The organism is Acetobacter papayae (assembly GCF_047721125.1).
GTDB classification, from domain to species: Bacteria; Pseudomonadota; Alphaproteobacteria; order Acetobacterales; family Acetobacteraceae; genus Acetobacter; species Acetobacter papayae.
Genome location: NZ_JBDNWF010000021.1, coordinates 26,329 through 43,360, shown reverse-complemented (window position 1 = coordinate 43,360; position 17,032 = coordinate 26,329). Strand labels below are relative to the sequence as shown.

18 protein-coding genes are annotated in these 17,032 nt (G+C 60.2%); 12 read left to right on the top strand and 6 right to left on the bottom strand.

Annotated features, from left to right (window positions below; genetic code table 11):
- From ABF757_RS08000 to ABF757_RS07980, 5 genes are all read left to right on the top strand, one after another.
- A partial coding sequence (locus ABF757_RS08000; RefSeq protein WP_462897826.1) for a TSCPD domain-containing protein occupies nucleotides 1-532 on the top strand: 532 nt, incomplete at its 5' end.
- Nucleotides 533-568: 36 nt separating this feature from the next.
- The gene (locus ABF757_RS07995) at nucleotides 569-1,030 is read left to right on the top strand and encodes a RidA family protein (protein WP_415481678.1); all 462 of its coding nucleotides are present in this window, start codon (nucleotides 569-571) and stop codon (nucleotides 1,028-1,030) included.
- Between the two features lie 58 nt (nucleotides 1,031-1,088).
- Nucleotides 1,089-2,264, top strand: a complete 1,176-nt coding sequence (locus tag ABF757_RS07990; RefSeq protein ID WP_415481677.1) for a GNAT family N-acetyltransferase — start codon at nucleotides 1,089-1,091, stop codon at nucleotides 2,262-2,264.
- Nucleotides 2,265-2,491: 227 nt separating this feature from the next.
- Entirely contained in the window at nucleotides 2,492-3,403 is a 912-nt protein-coding gene (locus ABF757_RS07985; protein ID WP_025861542.1) for a bifunctional methylenetetrahydrofolate dehydrogenase/methenyltetrahydrofolate cyclohydrolase, read from the top strand.
- Nucleotides 3,400-4,149 carry a methylenetetrahydrofolate reductase gene (locus tag ABF757_RS07980; RefSeq protein WP_025861541.1) on the top strand — a complete coding sequence of 250 codons (750 nt, stop codon included), beginning with the start codon at nucleotides 3,400-3,402 and terminating at the stop codon, nucleotides 4,147-4,149. Before ABF757_RS07985 ends, ABF757_RS07980 begins: the two co-directional genes overlap by 4 nt.
- Nucleotides 4,150-4,177: 28 nt before the next feature.
- On the opposite strand, the gene ABF757_RS07975 is transcribed toward ABF757_RS07980, so the two are convergent.
- The 5 genes from ABF757_RS07975 to ABF757_RS07955 all read right to left on the bottom strand — a co-directional run bounded on the left by ABF757_RS07975 (nucleotide 4,178) and on the right by ABF757_RS07955 (nucleotide 10,088).
- A complete protein-coding gene (locus tag ABF757_RS07975) occupies nucleotides 4,178-4,672 on the bottom strand; it encodes a kinase inhibitor (protein ID WP_415481676.1) in 495 nt (164 codons plus the stop codon).
- Between the two features lie 9 nt (nucleotides 4,673-4,681).
- Nucleotides 4,682-4,894, bottom strand: coding sequence for a hypothetical protein (locus ABF757_RS07970; RefSeq protein ID WP_025861538.1), 213 nt, complete (start codon nucleotides 4,892-4,894; stop codon nucleotides 4,682-4,684).
- A gap of 300 nt (nucleotides 4,895-5,194) precedes the next feature.
- On the bottom strand, nucleotides 5,195-6,934 hold the full coding sequence (locus tag ABF757_RS07965) for an ArnT family glycosyltransferase (protein ID WP_415481674.1): 1,740 nt from the start codon (nucleotides 6,932-6,934) through the stop codon (nucleotides 5,195-5,197).
- A 132-nt stretch (nucleotides 6,935-7,066) separates the two neighbouring features.
- Entirely contained in the window at nucleotides 7,067-7,798 is a 732-nt protein-coding gene (locus tag ABF757_RS07960) for a tetratricopeptide repeat protein (RefSeq protein WP_415481673.1), read from the bottom strand.
- Nucleotides 7,785-10,088 (bottom strand): TonB-dependent receptor, encoded by a 2,304-nt coding sequence (locus ABF757_RS07955; RefSeq protein ID WP_415481672.1) that lies wholly within the window; start codon nucleotides 10,086-10,088, stop codon nucleotides 7,785-7,787. The genes ABF757_RS07960 and ABF757_RS07955 overlap by 14 nt, the downstream gene beginning before the upstream one ends.
- 220 nt (nucleotides 10,089-10,308) lie before the next feature.
- On the opposite strand from ABF757_RS07955, the gene queA reads away from it, so the two are divergent.
- From queA to ABF757_RS07920, 7 genes are all read left to right on the top strand, one after another.
- Nucleotides 10,309-11,361: a tRNA preQ1(34) S-adenosylmethionine ribosyltransferase-isomerase QueA gene (gene queA, locus ABF757_RS07950; RefSeq protein ID WP_415481671.1), complete on the top strand. Its 1,053-nt coding sequence runs from the start codon at nucleotides 10,309-10,311 to the stop codon at nucleotides 11,359-11,361.
- A 20-nt stretch (nucleotides 11,362-11,381) separates the two neighbouring features.
- Entirely contained in the window at nucleotides 11,382-12,542 is a 1,161-nt protein-coding gene (gene tgt, locus ABF757_RS07945; protein WP_415481670.1) for a tRNA guanosine(34) transglycosylase Tgt, read from the top strand.
- 34 nt (nucleotides 12,543-12,576) lie between these two features.
- A complete protein-coding gene (gene queG, locus ABF757_RS07940) occupies nucleotides 12,577-13,641 on the top strand; it encodes a tRNA epoxyqueuosine(34) reductase QueG (RefSeq protein WP_415481680.1) in 1,065 nt (354 codons plus the stop codon).
- Nucleotides 13,638-13,883, top strand: coding sequence for a ribbon-helix-helix domain-containing protein (locus tag ABF757_RS07935; RefSeq protein WP_415481669.1), 246 nt, complete (start codon nucleotides 13,638-13,640; stop codon nucleotides 13,881-13,883). The genes queG and ABF757_RS07935 overlap by 4 nt, the downstream gene beginning before the upstream one ends.
- Before the next feature lie 114 nt (nucleotides 13,884-13,997).
- Nucleotides 13,998-14,825 (top strand): TerB family tellurite resistance protein, encoded by an 828-nt coding sequence (locus ABF757_RS07930; RefSeq protein ID WP_415481668.1) that lies wholly within the window; start codon nucleotides 13,998-14,000, stop codon nucleotides 14,823-14,825.
- Nucleotides 14,826-14,964: 139 nt separating this feature from the next.
- The gene (locus ABF757_RS07925) at nucleotides 14,965-15,816 is read left to right on the top strand and encodes an MlaA family lipoprotein (protein ID WP_025860584.1); all 852 of its coding nucleotides are present in this window, start codon (nucleotides 14,965-14,967) and stop codon (nucleotides 15,814-15,816) included.
- A 23-nt stretch (nucleotides 15,817-15,839) separates the two neighbouring features.
- Nucleotides 15,840-16,469: an MlaC/ttg2D family ABC transporter substrate-binding protein gene (locus ABF757_RS07920; protein ID WP_415481666.1), complete on the top strand. Its 630-nt coding sequence runs from the start codon at nucleotides 15,840-15,842 to the stop codon at nucleotides 16,467-16,469.
- An 18-nt stretch (nucleotides 16,470-16,487) separates the two neighbouring features.
- Here the strand turns inward: ABF757_RS07920 and ABF757_RS07915 are convergent, their stop codons facing one another.
- Complete coding sequence (locus ABF757_RS07915; RefSeq protein ID WP_415481665.1) at nucleotides 16,488-16,985, bottom strand: GNAT family N-acetyltransferase; 498 nt, start codon at nucleotides 16,983-16,985, stop codon at nucleotides 16,488-16,490.
- Nucleotides 16,986-17,032: the final 47 nt, after the last annotated feature.

The window sequence follows — 17,032 nt, the reverse complement described above, 5'->3', positions numbered from 1 at the left end:
CCGTATGCCCGCCCGCCCCGAAGCTCTGCCCGCCCCCGCGCGCCAGAAGCTCGAACGTGGCGCACGGCGCGCCCTGTCCGCCCGGCATGGCGGCTTTACCCAGAAAACCAGCATTGGCGGGCACCGCCTGTTCATGCGTACCGGAGAATATGAAGACGGCACGCTGGGCGAACTCTCGCTCTCCCCCACACGGGAAAGCAGCATGGTGCGCGGCCTGATGGAAAGCTTTGGCGAAGCTGTCAGCATCGGGCTGCAATACGGCGCACCACTCGATGCCTTTGTGGATAACTTTGCCTATTCCTGCTTTGGCCCGGCTGGCACGGTAGAGGGCGACCCCGTGGCCTCTTACGCCACGTCCATGCTGGATTACGTGTTCCGCGCCCTGTCAGACACCTATCTGGGCAAACGCCTGCCCGACGGGCCGCATCAGGATACCCAGACAGAGCCCGACCCGCTCCTGCCGCTTGACCTGCCCGGTGAGGATGATACCCCTTCAGGACAGAGAAAGCGTGGCCTGCGGCTGGTCTGCTGACCCGTAGGCACGCAACGATCAAGGGAAGAACCCGCTATGAACACCCCCGAATCCCGCCTTGAAGCTCTTGGCATCATCCTGCCCGTGCCTGCTGCCCCGGTCGCCAATTATGTCGCCTGCGTGCAGACAGGCTCGACTCTGGTGGTTTCAGGCCAGTTGCCGCTACTTGATGGCGCGCTGTTCGCCACCGGCAAGCTGGGCGGACTTGTCACAGTCGAAACCGCTGTGCAGGCCGCCCGTTACAGCATGATCAACGTTATCGCGCAGGTGAAAGCCGCCATTGGCGATCTCTCACGCGTCAAGCGCGTGGTACGGCTGGGCGGGTTCATTGCCTGCACACCGGACTTTACAGCACAGGCCACGGTCATGAACGGTGCATCCGATCTGGCGGTAGCCGTGTTTGGTGATGCCGGACGCCATGTGCGCTCCACCGTGGGCGTGCCGTCCCTGCCGCTGGACGCTCCGGTGGAAGTCGAAGGACTGTTCGAAATCGCGTAATGCCCGGCCTCCCCTCCACCGGGGTGGGAGGCGGCCCCCTACAGGGAGCGTGATCGCCATGGCTGACTGGGCCGTTACTCTGCATGACAGCATTCATGCCATTCCCCCGGCACAATGGGATTCCTGCGCCGGGCCGGATGCCCCGTTCATCAGCCATGCTTTTCTGAGCGCGCTGGAAGACAGTGGTTCCGTCAGCCCCGAAACAGGCTGGATACCCCGCCACCTGCGCCTGCAAAGCCCCGATGGGGCTTTGGCCGCAGTCTGCCCGGCTTATTTCAAGGAACACTCCTGGGGCGAATATGTATTCGATCAGGGGTGGGCACGCGCCTTTAACGCGGCGGGGGGGCGCTACTACCCCAAGCTGCAATGTGCCGTGCCCTTTACCCCGGCACCCGGCCCACGCCTGCTGGCACACCCTGCCGCCCCGCCTGAAACCCGCGCCGTGCTGGCCGATGCGCTCCGCCAGATCTGCGGTGATACGGGGCTTTCTTCTGTCCATGTGACGTTCTGCCAGCCCGAGGAAAGCACCCTGCTGACCGAACGCGGGTGGCTGCCGCGGCTTGGTGTGCAATATCACTGGCACAATCAGGGTTTTTCAAGTTTTGACGATTTCCTCGCCACCCTTTCCTCCCGCAAGCGCAAAAGCATCCGGCGCGAAAGACGCGAGGCCAATAGCTGTGGCCTGACATTTGAAACCCTGCGTGGGCAGGCCATAACTGCAGAAGACTGGCAGGCTTTTTACAGTTTCTATCAAGATACGATCGACCGCAAATGGGGCCGTGCGTATCTGGCCGACAGCTTTTTTCCACTCCTGTCCGACCGGCTGGGCGATGTGGTTGTGATGATGGTAGCACGCCATGGCCAGACCCCCGTTGCCATGGCGCTGAATATTCTGGGCGGCACCACCCTGTTCGGTCGCAACTGGGGATGCAGGGGGGAATGGCCCTTCCTGCATTTTGAACTCTGCTATTACCGGGCAATAGACTTTGCCATTGCTCATGGGCTGGAACGGGTAGAAGCCGGAGCACAGGGCGAACACAAGATCCAGCGCGGCTACCTGCCGGTACTGACCCATTCGGCCCACTGGCTGGAAAATCCCTCCCTGCGCCGTGCCGTGCAGGACTACCTGCAAAGCGAACGCCCGGCCATGCGTGCCGAAGCCGAGACCCTGATGGCGCTGTCGCCTTATCGCAAAGATGGCGATGGCAAGGAAGGAGACAGCACGCCTTCATAGGCCGTCACCCCACCACACAAGACGGCATGCCCAGCTCAGCCCGCGCCGCCGCTACGATACACCGGCATCGGCTGCCACACAGGGCGGCAAGCCGCACAAACCACTCTCTGCCACCCCTGCCGCACCACCCGCCCTCAGGGTTCACGGCATTGCAGGGGCGTTCCTTTTTGCGTATGCCCGACTCATTCCTTACACCAGCAAGACCACACCCTCCGGCGACAGAAGCAATGAGCAGCACCAGCACCCCTCTTTCCTCCGGCCCCAGCGCCCAGCTTATCGACGGCAAGGCCTTCGCCGCCACGCTGCGAAACACGGTGCGCGAGGAGGTGCAGGCCTTCCATGCCCGCCATGCCGTCACGCCCGGTCTTGCCGTTGTACTGGTGGGGAACGACCCGGCCAGCGAGGTCTATGTCCGCAACAAGGCCATACAGACGCACCATGCGGGCATGCGCTCGTTCATGCATATGCTGCCCGAAACCACATCTGAGGAAGAGTTGCTCGGGCTGGTGGACAGGCTGAACAACGACCCCGAAATTCACGGTATTCTGGTGCAGCTTCCCCTGCCCGCCGGACTGGATGCGCGCCGCGTTACCAACGCCATCGCCCCTGAAAAGGATGTGGACGGGCTGGGCGAGGTCAATGCCGGACGGCTGGCCGTCAATCTGCCCGGTATCGTGCCCTGCACCCCCCTTGGCTGCCTGCTGCTGCTGCGCGACCAGCTTGGCGACATGACCGGCCTGCATGCGGTGGTGATCGGCTGCTCTAATCTGGTTGGCAAACCGCTGGCCCTGATGCTGCTGGCCGAAGGCTGCACCGTCTCCATTGCGCATATCCACACCCGCGATACGGCGGCTGTCGCGCGTGAGGCGGATATTCTGGTTGTGGCCACCGGCTGCCGCGAACTGGTGCGCAAGGACTGGGTCAAGCCCGGTGCCACGGTCATTGATGTGGGCATTACCCGCACCACTACGCCAGACGGCAAAAGCCGCCTTGTGGGTGATGTCGCCTTTGATGAAGTCGCAACCGTTGCCGGGCGCATTACCCCCGTGCCCGGCGGCGTTGGCCCCATGACCATTGCCTGCCTGCTGAGCAACACACTGGCAGCAGCACGCCTGCAGATAGAGGGAAAACTGCCGTGAGTCTGGCCCGCTTATCTATCGAACTGGTACCGCGCACACCGGAAGACCTGATAAACGAAGCCCGGACCGTCAAAACCCTGTTTCCTGCGGCGGATACGCTCAACATCCCCGATCTCATGCGCTTTCCCCTGCGCAGCTGGGATGCGGCCACACTCGCGCAGCCTTACTGCAAGCGTATCATCGCGCATGTGCGCGCCATCGACATCGCCCCCGATGCCCCCCTGCCCGGCGCGAATCAGCCGGGACTGGAGGAAGTGCTGGTTGTGCATGGCGACCCACCGGCCGACCTGTCGCGCCGCACCTACCCCAACAGTTCGGAAAGCATTATCCGCCGCTACAGGCGTGAAGCCCCGCACCTGCGGGTTTATGCCGCGTTCGACCCCTATCGCCGCGCGCCATGGCAGGAACTCGAAGACGTTGCCCGCAAGAAAGATGCCGGGGCTGAAGGGTTTTTTACCCAGCCGGTTTTCGATTTCAAACTGTTCGACCTGTGTCGTGAATGGCTCAAGAACGAGACCGTGTTCTGGGGGCTCTCCCCCGTTATCGGACCGCGTTCGCGCTCATACTGGGAAACCACGAACCATATCGTCTTCCCGCATGATTTCTCCCCCACACTGGAGGCCAATGTCGCGTTTGCGGGGCGGGTTCTGCGCGAACTGTCACACACACAGGGCAATGCTTACCTGATGCCCGTGCGCATCAAGCTAGAACAGTATCTCCCGCCGCTGCTGGCCTGGCTGGACTGATACGCACCAGCCAGACCCGCAGAGAGTCTTATTTGGCGGAACCGCCATACAGCGCGGTCAGGCTGGCCGCGCCAAGCTGGTGATGGTGGACCATGAAACCCACCATAGCCGGGCTGGCATCCGCCCCCACATCAAGAGCGGGTACATCCAGCGCGTAAACCGTAAAGATATACCGGTGCACACGCCCCGGCGGTGGGGCCGCCCCACCGTATCCCGGCGCGCCAAAATCAGTACGGATCTGCAAAGCGCCTTCCGGCAGGCCCCCCTTGCCTGAACCCGCACCTTCCGGCAGGGCTGTCACCTGTGGGGGAATATTCACCACCACCCAGTGCCACCAGCCAGAGCCTGTCGGGGCATCCGGATCATAAACCGTCACCACAAAACTGCGCGTGCCTTCCGGAGCGCCTTTCCATGTCAGCGCGGGAGACAGGTTGGCCCCTGTCTGGCCCATGCCGTCATAAACCTGTGCCTGAGGCAGCACATCCCCGGTAACAAAAGCCGGGCTTTCAAGAACAAACGTCATAGCCAGCCCCTACCAGTTGCGGCTGATCAGCCAGAATTCCTCGGATGTCAGGGTTACACCCTGCCCGGATTCCGAAGCTGCCTTGGCCAGCGCCTCGATCCGTTCAATCATGATAACCTTGCGCGTATGCGCCTCGGATGTTTCCGTGACGCTCTTGAGCACACCGAGCGAAACCTCGGCAGCCTTGGCAACACGGGCCGCATCAAGCAGGGCATAGGACATGTGTTTCTCTCCTTGTCGATCTGGGAGCGCACCCGCATCGGGCGGAGTTGCCCCCTTTCATGCAAGGTAAAAGACCGGATTTTGCGTGTAGCTTTTCTGTCCGAACCTCGACCTGTGCTTTTGTACGGGGCGCGTCGCATCCCTGTCAATCTGGGCCATTCCGAGCGCTGATATCGGCCCATAAGCACCGTAGATACCCCGTGTTAAAGCCACGGCTGCTACCGGCAACACCACAGGATGCAGACAGTAAACAGCCGTGGCAAAAACCATATCAACCCGACAAATGCCGCTTGGGCGTCATTATTGACAGGGCCTTGACCAGAACCGGATTTCCCGGCCGTTGGGCATATGCGTGACCTGTTTTACGGAAAAACCGCTTAGCGTTGCAGCCTGCTCCAGTGCTGGCACATCAACCGAAGGAAGAATATCGCCCGCTGTGCCGGGAGAAGACAGTAAAGAGCAACTCGGGCTTGCTTCAATCCAGTGCCTGTAATCCTCTACTGTGCCCGGAAAAGGGGGAGCCTGATCAATGGGCAGTGGCGTGCCCACCCGTCTGCCATTAGCAAACAGCACTGTATTCCCGTTGAGCACATAAGTTCTAAAACCGAACTTCACCTCTTTTCCCGGTGGTGTCATGTCGTGGAGTATAAGAGATATTTGATCAGCCGCCGCCACCCATTGACGAGACTCGTCTGCCGAAATGACGGTGGGCACATCAGGACTTCCGAGCTGGCCGCTGAGCATGTAGCCATAAATCGGTGCCCGTGAATCCGCTTTTGGAATAGTGTGAATCAGTGGCAGGTTAATATTGGCCTCACGGTAGAAAGGTGGGCCCATACCCATCAAGGGAAAGGCCGCAGCAACCGAAGAAACAACCACCAGCGCACTGACAACCCCCTGCCATTGCCGGTTCTGAAACAGGGTGTAGAGGCCATAAAGTGCTACAATGGCAATCGCGGGAAACAGCGGAATAGAAAAACCACTCCCTTTGTTCGATGAACTCATGAGTGCGGCCATGGAAAGCACCGAAAAAATAACGATCGGTGCAATAGCGGATGAAGACAGTCTGGAAAAAAGGTCGTTCCTGCCTGTATGCCGCAGGGCGTATCCCCCCGATGCAATAAGGGCCATCCACCCCAATACAAGCCACAGGAAATGCCGCAACTGCGCGTAAATACCCAGATACTGGACCGTTATTCTTACACTTTCCCAGAAAGCCGAAGGACCATAGTTTTTGGCCTTTGCTCCATACCCAAAGGAAAAAAGATAGCCAAAAACACGCTCCCAACTAAATATCAGCCATGTCGATGCAGTCAGGACCGCTATCACCCCTGCTATCACGGCATTGAGCAATGCCCGCTTTCTGTGCCTGTCATTCGTGAACACCGCCCAGAGCACGGCAGCACCAATCGCGGGATAGAACGCCAGTGTCATGGTGCGGCCAAGCACCATCAGGCCAACGGACACCCCCAATGCGATCGACCAGCGGCGGCTGGACAACCCCTTGGAAAGCAACAGGCATAACAAAGCGAGCGTCGTAAAAAATGTTGCCGCCATGGCGAAATTAAAATTGCGGCTGAAATTGATAATTGCTGGAGAGGTCGCGACAAAGACCGCCACAAGCGTACCAAACCATTCGCCTGCAAGCCTACGCGCAATCAGGTAGCTCAAAATGACCGTCCCTGCGCCAAAAGCAATCGGGACAAGATAACCAAGTTCCGAAACCGGGCCGGCCATCATATAAAGAACAGATGAAAGCGCTGTGGTTATCGGCGACTGGATGGACGGTGCTTCCACCTCTTTTATCCAGCCAAGGAAACCATGGAGCAGCCATGCGCGATAATCGCTTAGGGCCGTAGCAAAATAACCTGCCTCATCAATATCGAGCGCCTGCCCGGCCCGGTAACGCCATATCCACAGAATATTGAGGAACAGAAACAGCTCTGCGGTACCTAAAATAATTGTTTTTGGCAGCCATGCGCGCAGTGGATATACTTCGTTCCGCACGCTCACCGGGGAGGCGCCATGCTCGACTGTCATACCCGTGCCATCGTAATGACCGGGTTAATATTCTCGGGTTGACTAGCAGTATACAATGCCATGGAACACCTTTCAGGTAGAAGCCATGGAAATCTAGAATTGTTTCAGATACATTTCTAGCCTTCAATTGCCTTATCCATAATACACTTCCACAGCATATTCGTTCAGAACTGCCCTATCCGGTTTTCCGCCAGAAAGCGGCACCATGGCAGGCGGCTCCATACCACCTGTCGTGCACAAAAAGGCGTCCATTTTTTCAACAAAGGCTGCCGTGCCTGACTGACGGGCGAGGTCAAAATGGTAGGCTGCGTCCTCAAGCCGGTTTTCGCGCAACAGGAACCGGCCGTAATTGAAGTGCCCACGAAAGTCGCCGCACCGGGCGGCAGCGGCGTACCAACCCCGTGCCCTGCGCAAGTCGCGCGGACAGGCCCAGCCATCCTCATAAAAGCCGCCTATAATATTAAAGGACTTACAGTGCCCAAGGGCTGCCGCACGCCTGAACCACAAAAAAGCGGCGTCATGATCGCGCGCACCATTCCAGCCCAGTGTCAGGCCCGTTGCGTAATTATACATGCCCCAGTCCAGCCCGCCCTGTGCCGCACGCCGGTACCATGGCATGGCCTCAGCCGTGTCGAGTGCTACCCCCCAACCCAGTTCGCGGCAGCGCCCGACCATGTTGCAGCCCATGGCCTGCCCCTGAAGGGCGCTGGCCAGAAACCATCGGAAAGCCGTTTTCTCGTCCCGGCCGGTGCCAATCCCGTTAAGCAGCAACTGGCCCAAAGCCAGTTGCGCCTGTGCATCCCCAGCCCTTGCATGCTGCGTGACAAGGACCAGAAGGGCCGCGTGCTCCTCAGAAGTGGACATTCATGTTGACCATCGCGGTCCGCCCCGGAGCCTGCAGGGCATAATGCGTCGTATAGGCCTGTATGAAATACCGCGTGTTAGCAATATTCTGGATATTGAGCTGCAGCGTATAATGCTTGAGAAAGCGGTAACTGGCCATAAAGTCGAAACGCCAGTATGCGGGCACGAATTTTGGTGCTGTGGGTGAATCCGTGCCGTAAATGCGGCTCATATAATACACACCGCCACCCAGTTTCAGATTTTCGACAGGCCGGAACGTTGTCCATAGCGACAGGCTGTTTTCAGGCGTGTTGGGGGCATGGCGACCGTTCATCAGGCCTGCGCTAGCACCCGAGCCACCATATTCGATAAGCCGCGCATCGAGATAGGAATATCCCCCCGAGACTTCCCACCATCTGGTCAACTGGCCGTTAATGCTGATTTCGCCACCGCGGGTGCGCTTTTTGCCGCCATTGGCAATACCCCCCGTTGCAGTCGTGATCTTGAAATCGCTGGCGTCGATCTGAAACAGAGCTCCGGTTACGAAAATCCTGTTATGCATCAGGCTCCATTTTGTGCCGACTTCAATCGTGCGATCCCGCTCGGGTTTGAGCACGGAGCCCACATTGCCGGAACGATCCGCCCCCAGCGAAATATCATCCGAACCCTGCCCCACCGAGTTGCCCGGCGGAATGGCTGAGGTCGCGTAAGAAACATAAATCGATCCATTGGGTGCAGGTTTGTAAACAAGGCCACCCTGATAGGTAAACAGGTTGTCGCCCCGCCCGTATTCCAGCCCTCCGGAACGGAAGGTGCTCTGAACATTGTCGAGGCGGACACCAAAGTTTCCAAGCAGTTGCGGCAGAAAAGTGATCGTATCGGTCAGGTAAACCGCCTTGGTATCAAAACGGGTGCTGTTAGGATTGCCTGCGCGCCGGATCGAGGCGGAATACGCATCATCAGGGTTAGGGTTAAGCAGCGTAGTGCAGGTGCCCGACGAAAAAGCCAGAGCCGTGGCGCAGCGCGTATAATTCGTGCCCGATGTCACATTAACGCCGTTTACAAAGGCCGCGTAGGTATCGTTCTTGCCCTGCTCACGGGTAAACTCTGCTCCCATTGCAAAGGAATTCTTGAACCCGAGCAGATGCACAGTGCCGTAGAAATCGGTCTGGTTGGTCGCGGTATCGAAGGTGGAAATACGACTGTTCATGCGCCGATAGACATAGCCGTAATAGATATTGCCGTTACTGTCGTCCGGCATGGTCCAGATATCGTCCTGCGTGGTTTCTGAATAACGGGTTGAATTACGGATATGCAGGTTGGGGCTGAAATCATGCTCGAACCGCAAGGTGCCCATGTCGATCCCGTCATTATTGCGATCACGGTTCTTGAGGCCGTACCATGTATCGAACGGCACCGAGACAGGCGCGCCGCTACCGGTGCTCATAACGCGCGGGGCACCATCCGTCCGGGCCGTAAAATTCGGATTGTTATAAGGAATACCGACATCCGGCGTGTCGAAATTCTGCATGTGATAATACATCAGCGTGACACGGTTGGGTGTGCCCAGCCCGAATGAGAGCGAAGGGGCTAGGCCATAGCGCTCAAAATGGGTCGGCCCGCGACCGGCCTTGTCCTCGTCATCAACCATCAGGTTAAAGCGGAATGCCCCGGTGGGGGCTACCTTCCAGTTGCCGTCGAAAGTCGCACGCTTGTAGTCGGCATTACCAAAACCGACATTGGCATCGATAAAGTTCGTTAACTTCGGCATCTTGCTGTTGATGACAATCGCACCACCAGCGCCAGCACGCCCGCTGATTGCGCCGGTATCACCTTTGATGACATCAATGGATTCAACATTGAATGTCTCACGCGACTGGGCCCCGACATCGCGCATGCCATCCACAAAGGTGCTGGACTGCGCATCCTGCCCCCGCAGAAAAGGCCTGTCCCCCACGGGGTTCCCGCCTTCGCCCGCACCCATTGTAATGCCCGGCACATTGCGCAGGGCATCAGCCAGCGTATGGGAGGATGTTTCATCGAGCATCTGACGCGAGATGACCGAAACGCTCTTGGGCGTATCCAGAATGGACGCGGTAAATTTCGGAGACCGGTTCCTGAACTGACCGATAACCTCGACCTGCTCGTAACCAGGCACGGTTTTATGCTGTCCGGCATGTTTATGGTCGGCGGTTTTTTTCTTTTTACCATCCGCATGATCCACATCGACATCAGCGGCGAAGGCAAAAGACTGCGCGCCCATCCATACGGTTGCACCCAGCAGCGTAAGGTTCGAGGCTGCGTCAGTCACTTTTCCAGAAATCGGCCTCACGGACAGATCCTTTATCTCCAGGGTTGAGAATTTTAAATAAGAATTTACTATCGCATCCATAATGATAATGATTCTTAATATCAATATAAATATGACTCTTATGCAAAATGTTTTCAGATGCCGCGTATGCAGCCCGCCAGAGCAGAGGCGCGGCATTTCTCTGGCGTTGCGCGCCCCTATTGCGTAAACCCGGCCCACCATGAGCGACCGCACAGAAGATTTTGACTTCCCCCTGCCCCAGTCCCTGATCGCACAGGAACCGGCGCGCCCGCGTGAAGCCGCGCGCCTGCTGGATGCCACCGCCCCAGCCCCGGCCCTGATCGACCGCCATATCCGCGACCTGCCGGACCTGTTGCAGCCGGGTGATCTGCTCGTGGCCAACGATACCGCCGTTATCCGTGCGCAGTTGCAGGCCCGGCGGGGCGAGGCCCGGATTGGCATCACACTCGACCAGATCCGCCCCGATGCCACATGGCATGTGCTGGTGCGCAATGCGCGCCGCCTCAAGCCGGGCGATACGCTAACCTTCGAAAACACGGTGCACACCGCTCAAGTGCTGGCTCTGGAAGAAGGCGGGGCGGCAACGCTGCGGTTTTCCGCCGAGGGCGATGCGTTCGATACTTTCCTGCGCGATGCGGGCGTACTGGCACTGCCCCCTTATATCCACCGCCCGGATGGCCCAACCGAGCGCGATGCTCAGGATTACGCCACCATTTTTGAACAGGTGCGCGGTGCGGTCGCGGCCCCTACGGCGGGGCTGCATTTCACGCCTGCTCTTCTGGCGGCTCTGGACGCACGCGGCATAAGCCGCTGCACCCTTACGCTGCATGTGGGCGCAGGCACGTTCCTGCCCGTGCGAGAGGCTGATATTTCGCGCCACCACATGCATACGGAGCGCGGCGTTATCACGCCTGAAACGGCGGAGCGCATCAACGCCACACGCAAGGCGGGTGGGCGGGTCATTGCCGTAGGCACCACAACACTGCGCCTGCTGGAAAGTGCGGTAGACGAGCAGGGCGTGGTACACCGCTTCGCAGGAGAGACCGCCATTTTCATCCGGCCGGGCTACCGGTTCCGGGCTGTGGATGTGCTGATGACCAACTTCCACCTGCCCCGCTCCACGCTGTTCATGCTGGTCTCGGCCTTTGCGGGGGTGGAGCGCGCCCGGCAGGTTTACGACCACGCCATAGCCTCGGGCTACCGCTTCTATTCCTATGGCGATGCCTGCCTGCTGCGCCTTTCTACTGACTGACTGCTCCGGAATCCCCTGCCATGACCCGTTTCCACTGGACATGTGAAAGCACCGACGGCGCCGCCCGCGCGGGCACGCTGCACACCGCCCACGGCCCTGTATCCACCCCCACCTTCATGCCCGTTGGCACGGTTGGTACGGTCAAGGCCATGACCATGGACGCCGTGCGCTCCACGGGTGCGGGCATTGTGCTGGGCAATACCTATCACCTGATGCTGCGCCCCGGTGCCGAGCGGGTGCGCGCACTGGGCGGTCTGCACCGTTTCATGGACTGGCCCGGCCCGATCCTGACCGATTCCGGCGGGTTTCAGGTCATGTCGCTAGGGGCGCTGCGCAAGCTGGATCAGGATGGGGTGACCTTCCGCTCCCATATCGACGGTTCGGAACACCGGCTTACACCCGAAAGCTCCACCGACATCCAGCACGCGCTGGATGCCACCATTACCATGTGCTTTGACGAATGCCCGGCCCTGCCTGCCCCACCGGAAGCCATTGCGGCCTCCATGCGCCTGTCCATGCGCTGGGCCGCCCGCTCGCGTGAGGCTTACGTCCAGCGCGAGGGCTATGGCCAGTTCGGCATCGTGCAGGGTGGCACGGAGCCTGAACTCCGGGCCGAAAGCGTGAAAGCCCTGACGGATGTGGGTTTTGAGGGCTATGCCATCGGCGGTCTGGCCGTGGGTGAAGGGCAGGCCCTCATGTTCTCGACACTGGAAGCCACAACCCCGCTGATGCCGCAGGACAAGCCGCGTTACCTTATGGGCGTGGGCACGCCGGATGACCTGCTGGGCGGTGTCATGCGCGGGGTGGATATGTTCGACTGCGTCATGCCCACGCGCGCGGGCCGTACCGCACGTGCTTATACCGAGCGCGGTACGCTCAACCTGCGCAATGCCCGCCATGCTACGGATGCGCGTCCCATTTCACCACATTGCGACTGTCTGGCCTGCACCCGCCACAGCCGAGCCTATCTGCACCATCTGTTCCGCGCGAATGAAATTCTGGGCCCCATGCTGCTGACATGGCATAATATCGCCTATTACCAGCGCCTCATGCGCCAGATGCGCGAGGCCATTACAACCGGCACACTCCAGACCCTTGCGGATACACTCCGCGCCGGGTGGCAGGCCAGCGACTGGACAGAAGATGAAATGCCCCAGCCCGCCATCCCCCTTGCCCCCTGAAAGCCCGGCCTCGCCAGAAGCCGACACACGGCGCATGGCCCGGCTGACAGAGCGTATTCGCGATAAGGCGCTGGCATTGGGGTTTGATGCCATTGGCTTCTGCCCGGCCCATCTCGGCCCCGAAATCCGCGCCCGGCTGGAAGATTTTCTGGCCAGCGGACACCATGGCAGCATGGGCTGGCTGGCTGAACGCACAGCCGAACGCGCCCAGCCCACCGCGCTATGGCCAGAAGCGCGCAGTGTAGTCAGCCTTGGTGTCTCCTACGCCCCGGAAACAGACCCGCGCATTCCCCTGCCGCCAGACAGGGGCACCATATCCGTCTATGCCCGCCACCGCGATTATCATGACATGATCAAGGGCATGCTCAAGCATCTGGCCCAGTTCATGATTGGCGAGGCCACAAAGCTTGGACTCCCTGCTGCCGAGGTCAAGGTATTCGTGGACACAGCCCCCGTGGCCGAAAAACCACTGGCCGCACAGGCGGGGCTGGGCTGGCAGGGCAAACACACCAATCTGGTTTCACGCCAGCATGGAAGCTGGCTGTTTCTGGGCGAAGTCTACACGTCGCTGGCCCTTGCCCCCTCGCCCATACCTGCGGGTGGGTGCGGCACCTGCACACGCTGCCTGAGTGCCTGCCCGACCGATGCCTTTCCCGCCCCCTATCAGCTCGATGCCCGGCGCTGCATCTCCTACCTGACCATTGAACACGCCGGGCCGATTCCCATGGAACTGCGCCGGGGTATCGGCACACGGATCTATGGCTGCGATGACTGTCTGGCTGTCTGCCCGTGGAACCGCTTTGCGCAGGTCTCGCGCCACCCTAAACTCCAGCCAAGAGCCGACCTCATGGCCCCCGAACTGGCGCGGCTGAGCCAGCTTGATGATCCCGCCTTTCGCACGCTGTTTTCTGGCTCTCCCATCAAGCGCATCGGGCGGGACCGATTTATCCGCAATGTGCTGATCGCTATTGGCAATAGTGGCCTGCCGGAACTCCGCCCTTATGCAACCGCCCTGCTGAACGACCCCAACGCCGTTGTGGCGGAAGCCGCGCAATGGGCTCTGGCGCAATCTCACTCTGTGGAAAGCTCCACACCATGAGCCTGCATCTGAAAAAACGCAGCCTGATCCTGGCTGGTCACGATACCAGCGTAGCACTGGAACCCGCTTTCTGGGCTGTGCTGGATCAGGCTGCCACGCAGGACGGTCAGGGACTGGCGCTGCTTGTCACGCGCATAGATGCAGCCCGCCTGCCGGGCCAGTCTTTGGCCTCGGCCCTGCGGGTATTTGCCCTTGAGTGGCTTCAGGCCCGCCTACCCTACCCCCCCGAACAGCCCACCTGACCTCGCAGAATGTGGAGCCACACCCCGCACTGAAACACCGGGCATGGCAGCAACGCCCGGATACCACACAGCCACCTGTGGAAGAGTGCCACGCAGCATGATAGACTGAACCCTATGGCGATATGGGGCAAAATTTTCGGGGGTGTTACCGGCTTTGCCGTGGGCGGCCCTCTGGGAGCGGCTGTTGGAACCGCTCTGGGACACGCGGCGGATACCCGCACCCTTCTTCAGCCCCCCACCGGGGGATGGAGTGAGCGCTGGGCCGCACGGGCCCGCCCCGATGCCGGGGGAGCCGCCACATTCATTGCGGCAAAGCTGGCCGCCACTCTGGGCAAGAAAGAGCAGCTTTACGGGCTGAGCTGCGTTATCCTGAGTGCGAAGCTGGCCAAGTGCGATGCTCCGGTCAACCGCCACGAAATCAATGCCTTCAAGGCACGCATGATGGTGCCCGCGGAAAACATGCGCGAAATTGGCCGCCTGTTCGACATGGCCCGCCAGCGTACGGATGATTACGAGTCTTTCGCCCGCGAACTGGGCAATGCCTATCAGCAGGACAAGCAGCCGCTTGAAGAACTGCTGGCCATTCTGTTTGCCATAGCCCGTGCCGACCTCGCCCCCGAAGACCCGCTAACGCGCGAGGAAGACCGCTTCCTGCGCCGGGTGCATACGCTGTTCGGGCTAAGCCACGGCGCATGGGAGCGCGCCGCCACCGGCCGCGCCCGCCCCGCCATGGCGGAGGAAGACGCCTATGTGGTGATGGGTGTAAGCGCCTCACTTTCCAATGAGGAACTGCGCGCACACTGGAAAACGCTGGTGCGCCAGTACCACCCGGACATCATGGCTGCACGCGGCGCCACCGAGGAAGAAACCCGCGCCGCATCTATCAGGATTTCGAAAATAAATGCCGCCTGGGACGTTATCAAACGCGACAGGGGCCTTTAAGGCGGGCAAGACTGTTTTTGACGGCTGTCGTGCATGCAGGGAAGCCCTGCCATTGCAGATGGCGTTTCTCATGCTAGAGAGGTCTGGCTCACTTTACATGGGCGGGCTTGGGCGCATGCAACATAAGGTAGGGGCTAGAATGACTTCAGGACGGAACGGCGCATGGCTCCGCCCTTGCGCACAGGCGCGGCAGAACCACGAGACCCGGCAAGGCACGCGGCGCGGCTGGCGCCCGACGGCTGGGCGGCTGGGTTTGGCCATGCTGCTGGCCAGCACCACCGCGTGCAGCGCCATCAAGGCGCCCGTCCCCAAGGACCCCGATGAACTGGCGGAATACAAGGCGGCCAACGACCCGTACGAGCCCCTGAACCGCAAGACCTACAACATGACCATGACGTTCGATAAATATGCGCTGCGTCCGGTCGCCAAGGCTTATGTGTGGGCCGTGCCCCGGCCCGTGCGGAACTCGCTAGGCAACATGATCACCACCATGAACGAGCCTTCGGTGTTCTTTAACGACGTGGGCGCGGGCAAACCACGCCGCGCGGGCGACTCGTTCGTGCGCTGGTGCATCAACATGACTGCAGGGCTTGGTGGCTTTATCGACGTCGCCAAAATGGCGGGCTACCCCCACCATGCCAATGATGCAGGCCTAACACTGGCCAACTGGGGCATTGCCTCGGGGCCGTATCTGTTCCTGCCCATGGGCCCGTCCTCCCTGCGCGACGGCATCGGCTACGGAATCGATCAGGGGCTTTCCCCCTGGAACTACGTGCCGCGCGGCTATGGGCTGATCAGCTTCAACTGGGCCTATAACATGCTGGGCGTGATACATGGCCGTTCCGAACATCTTGATGATCTGGACGCCCTGCAGCGCGATGCGCTCGACCCCTACGCCACCATCCGCAGCGCCTACCAGCAGCAGCGCAAGGCACAGGCGGAAGCTATCCGCAACGACCACCGCGCCACCGTGCCTGCCTGGTATCAATAACAACAACAGCAAGGGTGCTTAGCATGACTTTTTCTGTCAGCCGCCGTGGTGTTCTGGGTTTTCTGGCCGTCGCGTCCACCGGGCTTGCGCCCGTATCCGCTGCATGGGCAGCACAGGATTCGCGCGCCTTCATCCAGTCCTTTGGCGATCAGCTTGTGGCCATTGTAAACAGCCCCCTGTCGCTGGCGGACAAAAAAGAAAAAATCATGCCGCTGGTGAGCAAGAACGTCGATATCGACGGGATTGGCCGCTACTGCCTCGGACGCTTCTGGAAAGTGGCAACTCCTGAGCAGCAGCAGCATTATCTGGTGCTGTTCCACCAGATTCTGGCCAACGCCATTGCCGACAAGCTGGGCGATTATCGGGGTGTCAGCTTCACCATTGGTAACGTGACCAAATCGGGTGATGACGACTCCGTCGAGGCCACGCTGGTACGTCCGCAGCAGCCCCCGGCCGCCATGCAGTGGCTGGTGAACAGCAGCAGCGGTTCACCTAAAGTGGTGGATGTCATTGGTGAAGGCGCCAGCCTGCGCCTGACCCAACGCAACGATTACTCCTCCTTCATTGCGCGCAATGGGGGCGATGTGGATACCCTGCTCCGCGCGCTACAAAAGCAGATCGACCACCACAACGCCGCCAGCGCCCAGCAGTAATCATCACCAGCGCGCCGTCTAGGCGCGCTGGCTTTCGTACAGCACCATGGTCTGGCCGTTTCTGGCAAAGGTTTCGACCACGTGCATACCGATACTGCCCAGTATGGTGCGCGATGCCACGTTGCTTTCGGCCGCAACGGCCACCACACGGTGTATACCCGCATCATGTGCGAAGTTCAGGGCCGCATTGGCGGCCTCACGCGCAATACCGCGCCCTCTGGCCCATGGATGCAGGGCAAAGCGCAGGCCAAAGCCACGCCCATCCGGCCTGAGATGCAGGCCGGTCATGCCGACAAAACGGCCATTTTCCCGAATTGTGAAAATACCGACCCGATAGCGCGCCCAGAACGCGATATCCTCGGCCATATCCTGCTCGGCCTGCTGGCGGGTACGCACGCCCCCCAGCATCTGCCCAAAAGCGGCACCATCGGCCTTCAGCGCCGCCATGTGGTCCATATCCTGCCATGTGACAGGATAGAGCCACAGCCGGGGTGTGCGGACGGAACGTAAATCCATCACCTGACCCCGCAGGGTAAAAAAGCGGCCGCAGGCAGCCGCCCCGC

Bases quoted from the DNA above. Each gene is read 5' to 3' on its own strand.
- ABF757_RS07995 (WP_415481678.1), top strand. From the start codon at position 569: ATGAACACCCCCGAATCCCGCCTTGAAGCTCTTGGCATCATCCTGCCC.
- ABF757_RS07990 (WP_415481677.1), top strand. From the start codon at position 1,089: ATGGCTGACTGGGCCGTTACTCTGCATGACAGCATTCATGCCATTCCC.
- ABF757_RS07985 (WP_025861542.1), top strand. From the start codon at position 2,492: ATGAGCAGCACCAGCACCCCTCTTTCCTCCGGCCCCAGCGCCCAGCTT.
- ABF757_RS07975 (WP_415481676.1), bottom strand. From the start codon at position 4,672: ATGACGTTTGTTCTTGAAAGCCCGGCTTTTGTTACCGGGGATGTGCTG.
- ABF757_RS07970 (WP_025861538.1), bottom strand. From the start codon at position 4,894: ATGTCCTATGCCCTGCTTGATGCGGCCCGTGTTGCCAAGGCTGCCGAG.
- ABF757_RS07965 (WP_415481674.1), bottom strand. From the start codon at position 6,934: ATGACAGTCGAGCATGGCGCCTCCCCGGTGAGCGTGCGGAACGAAGTA.
- ABF757_RS07960 (WP_415481673.1), bottom strand. From the start codon at position 7,798: ATGTCCACTTCTGAGGAGCACGCGGCCCTTCTGGTCCTTGTCACGCAG.
- queA (WP_415481671.1), top strand. From the start codon at position 10,309: ATGAGCGACCGCACAGAAGATTTTGACTTCCCCCTGCCCCAGTCCCTG.
- tgt (WP_415481670.1), top strand. From the start codon at position 11,382: ATGACCCGTTTCCACTGGACATGTGAAAGCACCGACGGCGCCGCCCGC.
- queG (WP_415481680.1), top strand. From the start codon at position 12,577: ATGGCCCGGCTGACAGAGCGTATTCGCGATAAGGCGCTGGCATTGGGG.
- ABF757_RS07935 (WP_415481669.1), top strand. From the start codon at position 13,638: ATGAGCCTGCATCTGAAAAAACGCAGCCTGATCCTGGCTGGTCACGAT.
- ABF757_RS07930 (WP_415481668.1), top strand. From the start codon at position 13,998: ATGGCGATATGGGGCAAAATTTTCGGGGGTGTTACCGGCTTTGCCGTG.
- ABF757_RS07925 (WP_025860584.1), top strand. From the start codon at position 14,965: ATGACTTCAGGACGGAACGGCGCATGGCTCCGCCCTTGCGCACAGGCG.
- ABF757_RS07920 (WP_415481666.1), top strand. From the start codon at position 15,840: ATGACTTTTTCTGTCAGCCGCCGTGGTGTTCTGGGTTTTCTGGCCGTC.
- ABF757_RS07915 (WP_415481665.1), bottom strand. From the start codon at position 16,985: ATGGATTTACGTTCCGTCCGCACACCCCGGCTGTGGCTCTATCCTGTC.